The sequence below is a fragment of the Alkaliflexus imshenetskii DSM 15055 genome (genome assembly GCF_000517065.1).
GTDB lineage: Bacteria > Bacteroidota > Bacteroidia > Bacteroidales > Marinilabiliaceae > Alkaliflexus > Alkaliflexus imshenetskii.
This window is the reverse complement of the sequence record NZ_KI912105.1, coordinates 1,878,882-1,893,284: the sequence shown is the minus strand read 5'-3', so window position 1 is coordinate 1,893,284 and position 14,403 is coordinate 1,878,882. Positions and strand designations below refer to the sequence as shown.

The window sequence follows — 14,403 nt, the reverse complement described above, 5'->3', positions numbered from 1 at the left end:
CAGATAGCAGAAGCCATCTGTGCATAGTTTACCCGAAACACAGGTTCAATATGCGAAGATACTTAAATATTCAAATGGAGCGGGACGAGAAAGTGTGAACAATCATTAACGGTAAGAATTTCAGCAGTCTGGATGCCTTCAGTTTTCATTTATCTGGTTCATAATCTGAATTTGTTCATTCACAAATTGGTTGAAACGTCCAGGTTCCCGGAAAGATTCCAGATACTCACGGTCAGGTTTACCTGTTGGGTTTCGGAGCACCCGGTACCAGCCTTTGCTGTGCAGATAAACCGTGCGGATTTCATTAGTTGGTTCTGGCAGGTTAAATGCTACAATAGCATTGTTACCCACATTGGGTTGTACGTAGTATTTTTTATCGTCGTGAGAGAGTTTTTTGGTGACATCCTTTCCTTTTTCATCGATGGCACTTGCAATGGCAACGATTTCTTTTTTTACCGCAACATTTTCGGAATAGTCTATGCCTGCGTAATCTATTTCCCAAAATAAATTGCCGTATTCCAGCTTAACCCGCAATGGATCCGTTTCAGAGCCATCCAGAGCCAAAGTCAGAATGTCCTCTTTCATGGTCATGGGCCCGGCCACCTCAAAATAGTCAGCTTTGTGCCACTCACCGTTACGCTCCACATATACCGAAAGGGGTATGTTTTGGCTCAGCATCCAATTTTTTAGATGATCCCCTGAGGCTTTTCGTTGTTTTTTATCCCATTTATGCCACGCATCGCCGAATAAATTTTGGAACCGTCCAACCATATGATCGAGTACTGATGAGTTCTTAGCATTTATTATCAGTTTGGCAATATTGCTTGTTTGGGGCATGGGAAATTCAAGGATGATGCCATCCGTCAGAGCGAATGCTTCTTTGGTTTCTGAACTGGCATAGAAGCGCTCATCTTTGTGCTTCAGTAAATCGGTGACGTCCTCACCAGCCAGATTTGTGGCTCTAACTGCTGAAGTCAATTTCGACACTGTGTGAGGAACACCATATTTGTCTACCCATATTTTCTGGTTATACGGATGATCAAATACCCACAGCTCCATTAAATTGGTATGCTGTATTTCCTGCATTTCGTTGGTGATTTTAATCTGATAAGCAACCTGTTCAAGCCTGAATACCGGAAGCTTCAGATAGTCGTGACGCTCCAAACCGGGTTGTACACTACCACTGTATATCTCACCCGCAAACTGAAATTCCTCCCCGTCATACACATAGATGAACGGGCAGGAGGTTTTGGTGAGCAGTGCGATGATTATAATGATGGAAAAGGTGGCAATTGTACCTCCAATGAAACCTGCAATCCAGGATGCCGCTGTGGCGTTTGGGTTTTTTTCATGAATTTCGATTTTCTCAATAGCGTTGAGCGGTATTACTGCCCTTACGCCTTGTTTTTCGAGCTCTGTTACATAAATGTGTACTTCCTTCAGAATGTAGCTTTCGTTATGCGATTTACCTGGTTTATATCTTGTGCTGCCATGCTTTTTAATGGTACGCGGAAACTCAACATTGTATTCACGCAGGGATGACCCAGTAAGCGTGGTTTCAGTCAGATCAGCTCCAGTTAAAAGCCAGGATTTGTCCTCCAGATGAATCACGAAGGTTTTTTTCAGAAATGTTTCTTCGTAGAGTTTTTGTGATGAGGGATTCGGAATGCTTCGAACCCTGAAATAATACATGCAGCCCTGTGATAAATGAATCATAGCCAGTATCAATATCCATGATATAGTTTTCATTGGCAACGACCAGTTTGTGGTTGTTGTTCTGATTCTCCATCTGTTCTGAACGAGTCTTGTTTTCATGATCGGGTGGTTTAGAAATGCCAGGAGATTTCTGTTCTGATAATAACCTTAGAGGTTGGAGAGTGCCATCCTAATGGATTGTCAATACCTGCTGTAAAGTAGATGTTTTCGACAAGTCTGGAAGTAAACGATGAGCTACAGATAAATCCGCTCCGCTGCGTTTTTTTTGTTGGCTCGTACATATCCATTATTTGGTATCCTTCGCTAAACCTGCCTGTCATAGCATACATGCCTATGCCAAACCGGCCTAAATCCGAGCGGAGAAAGTAGTAGTTGAATCCTAATCCAAGACAGTAGGATGCATTTAAAAAGTTAGCATAGCTTGCCTCGTTATATTCAACCGTGTTTATAATTAAGGTGCTGCGTAAACCCAATTTATCTTGCCATAACATGATTTCATAAAACGTATGCAATTGGCCTGCTAACACAGAGAACATGTTAATACCTATCAGGTTTTTATATTCAGATGCATCCGTGTTAGAATCATCAATATTAATGAAATGAGGAATGTGTTCCATTTCACCATTTTCGTATTTGATACTGTCAATTTCATTCCGTGAAATATAGTAAACAATACCATCGTCCGAACCAAATGGACGAAAGGAACGAACTTTGCCTTGTCGATCCACATCCGTGGCTTCGATTATACTACCATCTTTTTTGTAAATAGTAGATTGTGCCGTCAGGTTGAGATTACCTAACGCAAATAAAAATAACAGGAAACAGATGCTGCATCTTTGTGCTGAACCGATGGGACGATTGGAATTCATGGTGTAAGCCAAAGGCACATTAGGTGAATGTTCCAATCTAAAACTAAACACTAAAAGTTACGATGATAGTGGTGGGTTGTCAAATATAACTGCCGTATTGTAGCCTTTTAAACCTTAGTGTGTTTGGGATGGGTGAGTTGAGTATGGTTGATACAGCTCTTTATTCAGTTGGAGGGATAGAAAAAGGCCTGAGGAAAACCCGCAGACCTTTCTTTTTTTTAGAGTGCCGACTCCGGCAACTGCATTGTCACGCAGTGCAACGACCCATGCTGTTTAATAAGTGGTACGCAGTTGACGCCGATAATCTCCCTGTCTGGGAAGGCCTTTTGCAGCTGCGCAATGGCTTCTGAATCTTTAGGTGAATCGTAGGTGGGCACCAAAACGGCACCATTAATGATAAGGAAATTGGCATAAGTTGCCGGCAGTCGCTCACCACCGAATATTACTTCATCGGCCATGGGAAGCGCGACGAGATTATAAGGTTCACCTGAGGCAGTTTTAAACGCCAGCAACTCCGTTTCCATATCTTTTAAAGCGATGAAATGCTCATCTGTTTCATCGGTGCATTTTACGTATGCAATGGTGTCTGGTGAGCAAAAACGCGCCAGCGTGTCGATGTGGCTGTCGGTGTCGTCGCCCGCCAGATATCCGTTATTAATCCACAACACACGTGATAGCCCAAAAGCTTCTTTCAGGTAGGCCTCAATTTCTGCTTTGCTCAACTGCCCGTTGCGGTTAGGCGATAGCAGACACTCCGAGGTTGTAAGCAGTGTCCCCAATCCATCACTCTCAATGGCGCCGCCTTCGAGCACGAAGTTGAGGCGATTTTCATACGTCACTTGGGACTGAAAAATGTTGTTACTAAATAGCTCCCGATTCAGAAGGTTGTCTTTGTCGGCAGCAAATTTGAGTCCCCAGCCGTTAAATTTAAAGTCGAGGCATACGGGCTTACCATCCTTAAAAACCATGAGCGGGCCAAAGTCTCTTGCCCAGGTGTCGTTGGTAGAGGCAACCACTGGTATCACATTGTTGCCATGGATGGTATTGAATGCTTCTGCCACACCATTGTCCGGCACTATGAGCACAACTTTCTCGAAGCGGGCAATGGCCGCAATAATCTCCCTGAAGCAGGATTGCACCTCCTCAAGAATGTACGCCCAATCACTGTTTTCGTGTGGCCACGCCATTATTACTGCACTTTGGGGTGCCCACTCTGCCGGTAATACAATGTTATTCATCGTGCTCAATTCTATCATCTTTATTCGTTGATGTCTGACTGCATATACTCTTTCACCTCCAGAAAAGCCTTCTCGAGACGAATCATGCGGTCTATTAAAAAGTACATAAGGTCAGACCATTTCTCCTGATCGTGAATGTCGGCTTCCATCTCGGTGTAAACTCGGCACACCTGTTCACCCGTGGGTTTTTCGAATGCAAAATCCCATATCAGAGGCTCTCCAAATTCCGCTTCAAAAATACTTTTGGCAGCTTGCAGTTTCTCAAACAATTGAAGTCGCCTCTCTTCGCTGCGGTGGTTTATCTCAAGGGCTACCTGAGCTTTTTGTCTGTCCACGTCAAATCGCAAATCCAACCCCTTGATGCCTGTGCTGTCATAAATCCAGAATTTCTTACGACCTTTTTGCCCCGGCAACCTTCGGGTGCGATTGTTGAGCTTTTGCCAGAACTCAACTCTTAAATTCTTGATTTCGTCCTTGTCGTACATCGGTTAGAAATAATATTATTCTCGTTTTCTGATGTCATAGATGAGCGCTAACACAAAGAAAAACGAATGCATATATTCAAATAATCCCAGAATCTTTTCACCAATTAATGACCGGATACTGCTAACCTAACAGGTTTAGCAGTGCAAGTTTTCTACCCATCTTTACCAGTAACAGTTTAGAATGGTCTAAGTTCTGACATCTTAAAAATGATATCTAAATGATAAAAGCGTTCTGTGGTTTACGTAGGATTTCAGGTTTTGCGGCACACCGTAGTTGTCATACGTCGATCCCCAGTCTGCTTCGGTGTACATGTATTCAAATGCAATCCAGGTATATTTATTTACGTGGTATTTTATACGTGGCGCTACCGATAACACGTTGGTTACATCCGGATGAAATGGGGAGATGGATTTTTCAACAGTAACCTCTTTAGAGGCGCCTAAAGCCTTCATATAACCTATGAAAAAGCCGGGATCCCATTTTTCTCTGTCGCTGTTAATATCGGCCCAAAGGGTGCCTGTTGCAAGTGAAGCAAATTCGGGGTTTTCATTGGTGGAGCCTTTAACTCTGCCCACCCCTCCCGGTATAGCCAGTTCCGATAGATTGTCGCCATACAGAGCAGCGGTGCGAAGTGTAAACTGTGGAAACTTGTATCTGAACGATGCCTGGGCATGCACACCATTCACCATCGCATTGGTTTTGAGGGTGTCAACAGCGTCAGGTATTGCCAAACGTTTGTAACCTGCAGTAAGGGCTGCAAAAGCAGGACCTGTTCCTCCAAGTTTTAGTTGAAGCGTAATCTCAGGCATTTGAGAGAACTCACTTCCCTTAGGAAATCCTGCGGTTCTGAAGTTATTCTGCTCAATAAATGACACACTTAGCTCGGTGGTCTGGTTTGCTTTCCAGGCAAAACGTAACTGAGGGTTACGGCTTAACGGGTGCATTGGAACGCCCACGCCGGTATTTGCTTTTTGGGGAAACATCTCGGTTAAGAACAGCGGATGCCACGTTTGTCCGGCGGTAAGAGTGAAGTCTTGATATCCGAAACGCACAAACGCATGACGCAATCTGAAATTGGAGTCTGCCGCACGTGCATCGCCCAAGAAGTCGGCTTCAATCAAACCGAAAACAGTAACACCATTAACTGTAGGGCCTTTGATGTGCAAGCCAAAACGTGAATGAGCCGCGTCAATATCAATGTTACCCCTATCGTTCAGGTCTTTTCCAGTTCGCTCATCGATGCTGGCGGGCAGAGGAAACATGAAGATGTGCTCATTTCTGATGGTACGACCCACCCGGGTGTTATGAACCGCATCCACAGCCACAAAGCCGTGAAAAGAGATATCAAAAGGCTTTTCCTGAGCATCCTGAGCATGTACAGTCGCCAGTGCCAAAAGCGAAAACAGTAAAAGAGTAATTTTTTGCATGATTCCTTAGTTCTTTAGATGAGTGCTTAGAAAGAGTTGTTTTTTAGGTTTTTAGGTCGAACTTGAAAATCTCTTTTCGACCACGAAAAAACGAAATCTTCCTGAAACGAGCAAACAATTGTTTAGCGAAACCATTAATTCATTTATATTTAAAGTCTGAATGTGCATAACCACAAAGGTTCAAAGGCACGTAAGTTTCGCATTCAAACCATTATTACCTTACCTGCAAAATGAATGAGAATGAATTATCGCGAATCGCAGTAAACGCAGCTTTTGAGATTCATAAAGCTTTAGGCCCGGGTTTACTGGAATCTGCATACGAAAAATGTTTAGTATATGAATTACGTCTTAATGGATTGCAAGTTGATCAACAAGTTCATTTACCCATTAGGTATAAAAATGTACTATTGGATGGTGGTTATCGATTAGATATATGGGTCGAAAAGAAGTTAATCATCGAGGTTAAATCTGTTGAAGCAGTATCAGATATTCATATTGCCCAACTTATTCCTTATCTTAAACTGGCAGATAATATGTTAGGTTTGTTAATTAACTTCAATACACCACTTATCAAGTCAGGAATAAAAAGGGTTATTAATGGCCGTATTTATATTAAGCGAAAATGTAATAGATGTTAAATGAGTAGTGGCGGATCATATCTTTATTGGAAATTTGAGTCTTAGTGACTTTGTGGTTGAATCTCGTATTTTTTTGTATATGAAACAGATTATTAGAGTGCTATCTGCGCCTTGGTTGATGGGGGCACTGTTTATTATCCTGGCTGCTGCAATGGCCATGGCCACATTTGTTGAGAACGATTATGGCACGCCTGCTGCTAAGGCACTGGTGTACAATGCATGGTGGTTCGAGCTTATTTTCTTTGTGCTTGCAGTGAACATGTTGGGCAATATTTTCAACTATAAGCTATGGCGTTGGGAGAAAGCTTCTGTTTTGCTGTTTCATGTCTCTTTTTTTTTGATACTGGCGGGTGCCGCTATTACCCGATATATTGGGTACGAAGGCTTGTTGCATATCCGCGAAGGTGAGGAGGCGCGTGTTATGATGTCTTATGATCCACACGTGGTAGCTACACTCATCACACCCGAATCTACTGAGGTGGATGAAGCGCTCTCGTTGACTTCGCCTGCTACACCAACGCATTACCGGAGCACGCTGCGGGCCGGCGGTGAAAAGGTGAAGATAAAGAGTGTGGCTTTTGTGCCAAACGCCACGGCTGCTCCCAGAGAGATGCCGGGAGGTAAGCCATTGGCCGGGATTGTTTTTTCAGGTATGATGGAGCGTCAGGAGACTTTTCTATCACCCGGTGAGTTTGCCGAACGAGCTGGCTTTATTGTGGCTTTTGAGCCCGACACCACGCTTCGTCCCGATGTCATCATCCGCAGGGCTGCCAATGGCATGGGCGTGGAGCTCATTTCGGGTCGTAACTTTATAGCCCGCCATATGGGCGAGGAGGGTGAGCAGGAGATGGAGGCAGGCATTTTTTATCCGTTTGCGCCAGGTCAACTTTACGATTTTGGCAGGGTGCGTTTGGCGTTGAGTCGATACCATGCATCAGCCGTAATGCAACCTGTGGCCATGCCCGGTGGTAGCGATCAGGGCTTGCCCCACGCAGTTGTTTTTGATGTGCGTCACCGTGGTGTAACGCATCAGTTAACAGCATACGGACGCAGTGGCATGGTGGGTGAGCCATACACGCTTCAGCTACCTGGCGCTACCTTTGTGGTGCGATACGGTGCTCTGCCCATTGAGTTGCCGTTTGCTATCCGATTGAACAAATTCATCCTTGAGCGTTATCCGGGTTCTCAGAGTCCATCAGGCTACATAAGCGAAGTTACCCTGCTTGATGCAACGCGTGGCGTGGAAAAGCCATACCGCATTTTTATGAACAACATCTTAGGTTATCGCGGCTATCGGCTCTATCAGAGCTCTTACGACAAGGATGAGAAAGGAACCGTTCTATCGGTGAACCATGACGGGTTGGGAACTTTTGTGACCTATCTCGGGTATTTTTTAATGTCATTGGGAATGATGTGGGCTCTTTTTGCACGCAAAACGCGTTTCCGAATACTTATGAATCAGGTGGACAGAATACACCGCAAGCGGAAATCATTGGTTGCAATGATTTTACTTTTAGTAACGCTTCCCATTTCGGCTCAAAACAGCATGCTTCCTCCTGCACCCGACAAAGAGCTATCCGCTGCTTTTGGGGCGCTATGGGTTCAGGACAATGGTGGACGTATCAAACCATTGAACTCACTGCATCAGGAGATAGCTCTCAAGTTGGTAAAGCACAATACCTTTCAGGGTATGACTGCCGACCAGATGATTCTGGGTATTTTCACCCACCCGATGCAATGGCAACATGTACCGCTTATCACTGTGAAGGATCCTCAGCTACGCAATTTGTTAGGTATTACCCATAAAAAAGCCTCCTTTTCTGATTTCTTTGATGGCAATCGCCACTACAAAATACATCAGTTGGTAGATGCTGCCAACCGGCAAAATCCATCCATGCGTAACAAGCTGGAGCAGGAAGTGATTAAAATTGATGAACAGGTGAATGTGTTTTATCTCACGCAAATGGGACATCTACATAAGCTGTATCCTTCATCGCGCGATTTGCAACTGCCCTGGTACACACCGGCCTCACAACCCACCACCATATCAACTGTTGACAGTCTTTTCGTTGTTTCATCTCTCTCTGATTTTGTTGCTTATGTGCGTTCAGGCGATTCGGTTGCTGCGCTTGAGCAGCTAAAGCTCATTGGTGCCTATCAGGAGAGCCATTCGGAAGAGATTCTGCCAACACAGCTGACGCTCAGGCTAGAGCTGTTATACAACCGACTGAATGTGTTTATGTGGCTTGCCACCTTTTTCTTTGGGCTTGGGGCGATATTGTTACTGTTTCAGTTTACTTCGCTTCTGCGGCCATCGCTGAACTTTAAGTGGATAATGCGGGTGGGATATGCGTTATTATTTGCAGGATTTCTCTATCACACTTTTGGGCTTATTTTAAGATGGCTCATTGCAGGTCATGCGCCGTGGAGTAATGGTTACGAGTCTATGATTTTTATTGGCTGGTGTATCCTGCTTGCCGGTTTTGTGATGGCTCGTAAAAGCAGCATGGTGCTGCCGATTACCGGTGTGTTCACGGGAGTGGTGCTGATGGTAGCTCATTTGAGCTGGATGAATCCGCACATCACCAACCTGGTTCCAGTACTTCAATCTTATTGGTTAACGCTGCATGTGTCGATTATCATTGGTGGATACGGTTTTTTGGCGCTTGGTGCTCTTTTGGGATTCCTGAACCTGATAATAATGGTATTCAGAACAAATAGAAACTTTATTCGCCTACAGCTTACTGTGGATGAGCTTACAGCCATAAATGAGATGGCGCTTACAGTAGGCCTCTATCTGATGACCATCGGGTCGTTTATTGGCGGTGTATGGGCTAATGAGTCATGGGGGCGTTACTGGGGATGGGATCCTAAGGAAACATGGTCGCTCATAACAATTGTTCTTTATGCATTTATTCTTCACATGCGTTTTGTGCCCGGATTAAAAGGCTCAATGGCATTTAATACAGGTTCTTTAATAACCTTTAGCTCCGTTATAATGACCTATCTGGGTGTGAACTATTATCTGGCTGGATTACATTCCTATGCCGGTGGTGATCCTGTACCCATCCCGGCGTTTGTTTGGTATACTTTGGCAGTAGTAACAGTGCTGATTTATCTGGCACGAAAGAACGAAAAAAGACATCTGCCCTTGCGGCAAAATGAGGAGGAAGCTGAGCTAACACAATGATACTACTCTGTAATGTTAATGGGCGTTCCGGTAATGTAGGACATCACTTTCAGAAAATCTTCAAAATCGGCTCCCGGCTTGTCATCTGGCGAACGGGCGCCGACTACAAAGGTTTCGGGAGCAATGCCTCTGTAGGTTAGCGTTACGAGGTAGGTTCTATATTTCCCTGGATACATAATGCCTTTAAGGTGATCTCGTATTCGGATTTTTTCTATTTTGTTGTATTCAAAAAACTCGACATAGCTGCCAATCGATTTTGTAATACCTTCTTTACTCACCTCAAGCGTGCCAAGTTGGTGAAGTGCCTGCTTGGCATAAATGGAGAATATTGTATATACCAAAAACAGGAACACCCAGCCAAGTATTGCATACATCAGTATTTGATGAGACAGAGCAAGTAGAGCCACCATCAGGCTGAACATCATCAAAAATGCGATTGACAATACAGCCGCAACATAAAGGAAGTTGTTCAACTGGCCAATCAATTGAAGCGACAATCTTCCGGAGCCATATATCCTGAATGTTGACATCGTTTCTCTTTACTATTTCATGTTTCGCACAAATAATGAATTAAAGTTCTAATCTGTTGTAAACTCTATGAAAGTCGTCTGGTTTTCTGGTGTTTATGTTTGACATTCAGATTGATAACTCCAAAAGTTTATGTCTGGTTTAAAGTTTCAAACAGACGGTATTTGATTGGATTAATCCGAAGGGCGCCATGCGGGCACTATAATTATAGTATAATTAAAAGTGAATTGCAAAATTAACATGAATCAAATCTGTATAACGCAATGAAGCACAGAATCTAAGTTCGCCTCTGTTTGTTCCGACCGAACTTTTAATGGCTCAAATTGTTTAAGTCATAAACAAAAAGTTTTAACAATATAAACGATATGGGCAGGATTAACGTATTCAGAACAAAAGAAATTAAGGAAGCTATTGAAGCAAATCCCGAAAACGCAAAACAAATCATCAATTCCGAAACCGAGTTGGGTATTTGTGTGACTGATGAGCTTGGCAATTACATTCACGTAAACAAGCGTTACAATGAGATTTACGGTTACGCAGAAGGTGAACTTATTGGGAAGCATTTTACGGTGGTTGTACCGCCAGAGAACCACTCAAAACTTCAGACAGCGCACGATATGTTCATCAAGAATGAGTATGAGATAGTACGTTTTTGGGAGGTGGTACGCAAGGGCGGACAGAGAATTCAAATTCAGGCTGCTGCCGCGTTTTTTGACAATATTTTGGGCGCCGGCGGTAAAGGACGAAAAGTGACCTTTGCTTATTACGAGGGATAACCGATTACTTAGAAGTTTATTGAAACCAACCAATGGCCTGTAGTGAGATTGTATTCTCACTACAGGCCATTTTTTGTATATATCGATGCAGTTTTACAGGATAGTAACTATGATAAATTTCTGATGGTTATAATCTTTAAGACTGCTTTATTATCACCTGATAATTTTTAATCGGGGCAGTATCACCATGTTAAATAATGATAAAATTTTGATTGTTTTGCTTTTTCGTTGTAATGTTCATATAACATAACAATATCATTATTGAATTATTGAAAGAAGCTGTATGACAACATGAATTGAAGTAAACGACGATTTTTTTAGTTTTTTGAAGAGAGATTTAAACTAATTGTTATATTTGACTTGTTAATTAATGTTTCAAAAGCGCGATTTGTACAGCTTTTTATTTGGTATTGAAATAAATAGCTGTCAATCTTCGCCCAAAAAATCATTACAGAACAGAATAGTGTGCGTAGTACAATATCAACGAACAATAAAGCGTTTATATGAGTTCCATTTTCAGTAACAGAGATTACTTTAGGAAGCTTTCCTTTAAAATTGGTGCAATCATTATTGTGACCGAAATCATCGCCCTGGCTATCATAGGGGTGTTTTATATCAATCGGTTTACCGGAGAGCTGGAGAACAGAATTCAGAACCAAATTCAGACGCCCGGATTGATGATGTCAAAGGGCGTTTTGGCATACGAATCGGCAGAGGATGCGGAAATCATAGAGAACATCGTAGGTGAGACCATCGCAGAATGTGTGATAGTTGGTGCCAACGGATACATCTATTACTCGCTCAACGATACATTTAGAGACAAGTATGTCGATCAGATAGAAGAGTTAAAAAATTTCCCTGAATTGGAGGAGGATCTAAGTGAATCTCTGTTCCGAAGTCTATATATCAATGGTCAACTTTTTTATGCCGGAATCTCACCAATTCGTCTCGATGATGGCAAACGTTTGGGAACGCTTTTAATCATGGCGCAATCCGATAAAGTGGCACGTCAGAAAAGCAGCATCATCCTAATCTTGATTCTTGGTTCATTGTTCTGTCTGCTTCTTACTTCGGTTGTGATTATTTATCTCTTTAACAGGTTTATAACCAGAAAAATAAATGTTCTTCTCAAAATTCTCTTTAACATCCGTCAAGGCAGACTTAAGAACGATGGTCACGCGCTGTTTTCTGACGATGAATTGGGAAGGTTATACGAGTCGGTGAAGGAGGTGGGCAGCAATTTGTCCGAAATTGTGAGCAATATACGTCAAGGCTCTGATAAGCTAAACGATTCCAGCTCAAATGTTAACGAAGTGTCTCATTTGATTGCGGATGGTTCCGGTGATCAGGCATCTTCTGTCGAGGAGGTTCTGGCGTCGGTGGAGGAGATGTCGTCGAGTATTGAAAACAATTCTGATAATGCATCCCGCACCGAAAAAGTGTCGGTCATCACCTATGAAGGATTGAAGAAAATGGGTGGAGAGGCGGAGCTCAGCCTACGCTATATTCGTGAAATTGCTGAAAAAATTACCGTCGTCAATGACATTGCTTTCCAAACCAATATTCTTGCATTAAATGCGGCAGTGGAAGCGGCAAGAGCAGGAGAGCATGGGAGGGGATTCTCCGTGGTGGCATCGGAAGTGCGGAAGCTGGCAGAGCGCAGTAAGGTGGCGGCTGATGAAATCAATAAGCTGGCAAAAGATTGTGTGGCCATTACCGAAAGTTCATACGACCAAATGGTTACCCTACTTCCCGAGATTGAACTCACTACCAATTTGATAAAGGAGATTTCTATGTCGAGCCTGGAACAAAAACAGGGTGCATCACAAATCACTTCGGCCATATACAGGCTTAATGATGTCATCCAAAAAAATAGCCAGTTTGCTGACAATCTCTCGAAGTTCTCATCGGACCTTGAGAACGAAGCGCTCGAACTCAGGAAGAGGGTTAGCTTTTTTGACAATGAGTAGTTCTTTTGTTTTTTTAATGACCATGTTTATCCAATTCATCAGTAGATAAATGTGTTTTTCAGACGAAAACTCACCCAAATTACTACCGGGTGATAACCGTCAAATGAATTAAAACCATATCAAATGAGTTGTAAAAGATATATAACAGGAATGATTTTGTTGATGGCGATGGTGGCTTTTTCGGGATGTCGGCAATGGAATCAGCAGCAGCAACAAAATAGAACCACTGGCACTGTTAACCGCACCGAACAAACGGTTATCCGGTTTATGGGTCAATGGTTCGAGCAAGGCGACAGAGAGCGTTTTATTCGTGAATTTGTAACAGAATATAATTTCCGGAACCAACATGTGCGGGTTGAACTCGTTTTTCCTGAAGAGATAATGGGCGACCGGCGTGGTGATAAGGATTTGGAAGTGTTTGTAACAGAGCAATTACGTTCAAGAGTTACAGATTACGACATTCTACTGCTAAACAATGACTATGCACTGGTGGCAGATGAACCGGGTTGGGCAAAAAAGTATCTGGTTGACTTTGCCGAAATTCCGCAATTCAGAGAAACCACCGTGAAGGGACTTATCAACGATTCAATAATTGGATTATGGGGAGGAATTGTTCCCGGACCTCTTGTGGAGGGCTTTTACTATACACTCTGGTGCAATACCAATGTGGCCAATCAGGTGGGAGTGGAAGTGAAACAAATGGGCATGACTTTCGACGATTTCCGAACCTATATACAGGCTGTGCACGCTTACAATGAGAAACAAACCAACCCCGACGACCGCAAGTACGCACTTTTTGAAGCCGGCGACTGGCGTACCATGAACTATTTGACCAACCAGCTGTACATGTCGATACTAAATGATGACGAGGAGTACTTCAGAGACAGGCCATCGGAACGTAAACTCAGAGCATGGAATCAAACATTGCAACTGCTTCAAACCCTCGCACCTTATAAGCCGCTGAATCCTCAATACAGTGGCAAAGTATGGAATGATTCTTTTCATGAGTTTCTCGATGATAGATATCTTTTTTTTATTAATGGCTCCTGGATGTACAGTTTCTGGCAAAATGTGGATCGTCAGAAATTAATGAATATGATGCCGGTGGAGTTACCCGTTACAAGACAGGTAAACAACTATATCGGGGGATATCAGATAATGTGGGGAGTTCCCAAAAATGCCCCAAACCGCGACGAAGCCGTAAAGTTTCTCCTTGCAATGAACGATGCCCGCGTGGCCGAAAAGTGGGTGAGATATACCAAGTGCCCCACAGGCATACAAGGCAAACTAGCCACTGTTTCGATGGGCGTTGACCATTTTGAGGATTTTACTTTTCAAATTGATCAGAAGTATGGAAAGAACAAGATAAATCCCTTGGGAAGTCAGTATGTTTTTGGTTTTAACAACCGCTGGAACCACTATTTCGCCCACGAGGTTTTACTTGGGGAGATTACGCCCGCCGAAGCCGTGCGACAGATTCGTACCGCGCTATCAAATAATAATGTAGCTATTGTGCCGTAAGTTTTTTTGAAATTGAGTGTAAGGCGCATAATTTTTAGTCAAGG

Annotated in this window: 11 protein-coding genes; 5 read left to right on the top strand and 6 right to left on the bottom strand. The window is 43.2% G+C overall.

Going from position 1 to position 14,403, the window contains the following annotated elements; genetic code table 11:
- Positions 1-138 precede the first annotated feature (138 nt).
- The 5 genes from ALKIM_RS0107825 to ALKIM_RS0107805 form a co-directional block, all read right to left on the bottom strand.
- The gene (locus tag ALKIM_RS0107825; RefSeq protein WP_157363834.1) at positions 139-1,815 is read right to left on the bottom strand and encodes a hypothetical protein; all 1,677 of its coding nucleotides are present in this window, start codon (positions 1,813-1,815) and stop codon (positions 139-141) included.
- A gap of 11 nt (positions 1,816-1,826) precedes the next feature.
- A complete protein-coding gene (locus tag ALKIM_RS0107820) occupies positions 1,827-2,621 on the bottom strand; it encodes a hypothetical protein (protein WP_044117816.1) in 795 nt (264 codons plus the stop codon).
- A gap of 182 nt (positions 2,622-2,803) precedes the next feature.
- Entirely contained in the window at positions 2,804-3,823 is a 1,020-nt protein-coding gene (locus ALKIM_RS0107815; protein ID WP_044117815.1) for an agmatine deiminase family protein, read from the bottom strand.
- Positions 3,824-3,843: 20 nt separating this feature from the next.
- The gene (locus ALKIM_RS0107810; protein WP_026474146.1) at positions 3,844-4,308 is read right to left on the bottom strand and encodes a DUF4268 domain-containing protein; all 465 of its coding nucleotides are present in this window, start codon (positions 4,306-4,308) and stop codon (positions 3,844-3,846) included.
- Between the two features lie 201 nt (positions 4,309-4,509).
- Entirely contained in the window at positions 4,510-5,736 is a 1,227-nt protein-coding gene (locus ALKIM_RS0107805; protein WP_026474145.1) for a hypothetical protein, read from the bottom strand.
- 230 nt (positions 5,737-5,966) lie between these two features.
- Here ALKIM_RS0107805 and ALKIM_RS17980 point away from each other — a divergent pair, with 230 nt between their 5' ends.
- Both ALKIM_RS17980 and ccsA read left to right on the top strand, forming a co-directional pair.
- Complete coding sequence (locus ALKIM_RS17980) at positions 5,967-6,374, top strand: GxxExxY protein (RefSeq protein ID WP_044117814.1); 408 nt, start codon at positions 5,967-5,969, stop codon at positions 6,372-6,374.
- A 79-nt stretch (positions 6,375-6,453) separates the two neighbouring features.
- Positions 6,454-9,564 (top strand): cytochrome c biogenesis protein, encoded by a 3,111-nt coding sequence (gene ccsA / locus ALKIM_RS0107795; protein WP_026474144.1) that lies wholly within the window; start codon positions 6,454-6,456, stop codon positions 9,562-9,564.
- Positions 9,565-9,566: 2 nt separating this feature from the next.
- Here the strand turns inward: ccsA and ALKIM_RS0107790 are convergent, their stop codons facing one another.
- A complete protein-coding gene (locus ALKIM_RS0107790; protein ID WP_026474143.1) occupies positions 9,567-10,094 on the bottom strand; it encodes a hypothetical protein in 528 nt (175 codons plus the stop codon).
- A gap of 363 nt (positions 10,095-10,457) precedes the next feature.
- Between ALKIM_RS0107790 and ALKIM_RS0107785 the strand changes: the two genes are divergently transcribed.
- The 3 genes from ALKIM_RS0107785 (at position 10,458) to ALKIM_RS0107775 (ending at position 14,359) form a co-directional block, all read left to right on the top strand.
- On the top strand, positions 10,458-10,868 hold the full coding sequence (locus ALKIM_RS0107785) for a PAS domain S-box protein (RefSeq protein ID WP_026474142.1): 411 nt from the start codon (positions 10,458-10,460) through the stop codon (positions 10,866-10,868).
- Between the two features lie 503 nt (positions 10,869-11,371).
- The gene (locus ALKIM_RS19235) at positions 11,372-12,838 is read left to right on the top strand and encodes a methyl-accepting chemotaxis protein (protein ID WP_052345476.1); all 1,467 of its coding nucleotides are present in this window, start codon (positions 11,372-11,374) and stop codon (positions 12,836-12,838) included.
- Positions 12,839-12,961: 123 nt separating this feature from the next.
- The gene (locus ALKIM_RS0107775) at positions 12,962-14,359 is read left to right on the top strand and encodes an ABC transporter substrate-binding protein (protein ID WP_084555836.1); all 1,398 of its coding nucleotides are present in this window, start codon (positions 12,962-12,964) and stop codon (positions 14,357-14,359) included.
- The last annotated feature ends 44 nt before the right edge of the window (positions 14,360-14,403 follow it).

What these genes read in the sequence shown, in the direction of transcription:
- ALKIM_RS0107825 (WP_157363834.1), bottom strand. Translation starts at nt 1,815, where the DNA reads ATGAAAACAAGACTCGTTCAGAACAGATGGAGAATCAGAACAACAACC.
- ALKIM_RS0107815 (WP_044117815.1), bottom strand. Translation starts at nt 3,823, where the DNA reads ATGAATAACATTGTATTACCGGCAGAGTGGGCACCCCAAAGTGCAGTA.
- ALKIM_RS0107810 (WP_026474146.1), bottom strand. Translation starts at nt 4,308, where the DNA reads ATGTACGACAAGGACGAAATCAAGAATTTAAGAGTTGAGTTCTGGCAA.
- ALKIM_RS0107805 (WP_026474145.1), bottom strand. Translation starts at nt 5,736, where the DNA reads ATGCAAAAAATTACTCTTTTACTGTTTTCGCTTTTGGCACTGGCGACT.
- ALKIM_RS17980 (WP_044117814.1), top strand. Translation starts at nt 5,967, where the DNA reads ATGAATGAGAATGAATTATCGCGAATCGCAGTAAACGCAGCTTTTGAG.
- ccsA (WP_026474144.1), top strand. Translation starts at nt 6,454, where the DNA reads ATGAAACAGATTATTAGAGTGCTATCTGCGCCTTGGTTGATGGGGGCA.
- ALKIM_RS0107790 (WP_026474143.1), bottom strand. Translation starts at nt 10,094, where the DNA reads ATGTCAACATTCAGGATATATGGCTCCGGAAGATTGTCGCTTCAATTG.
- ALKIM_RS0107785 (WP_026474142.1), top strand. Translation starts at nt 10,458, where the DNA reads ATGGGCAGGATTAACGTATTCAGAACAAAAGAAATTAAGGAAGCTATT.
- ALKIM_RS19235 (WP_052345476.1), top strand. Translation starts at nt 11,372, where the DNA reads ATGAGTTCCATTTTCAGTAACAGAGATTACTTTAGGAAGCTTTCCTTT.
- ALKIM_RS0107775 (WP_084555836.1), top strand. Translation starts at nt 12,962, where the DNA reads ATGAGTTGTAAAAGATATATAACAGGAATGATTTTGTTGATGGCGATG.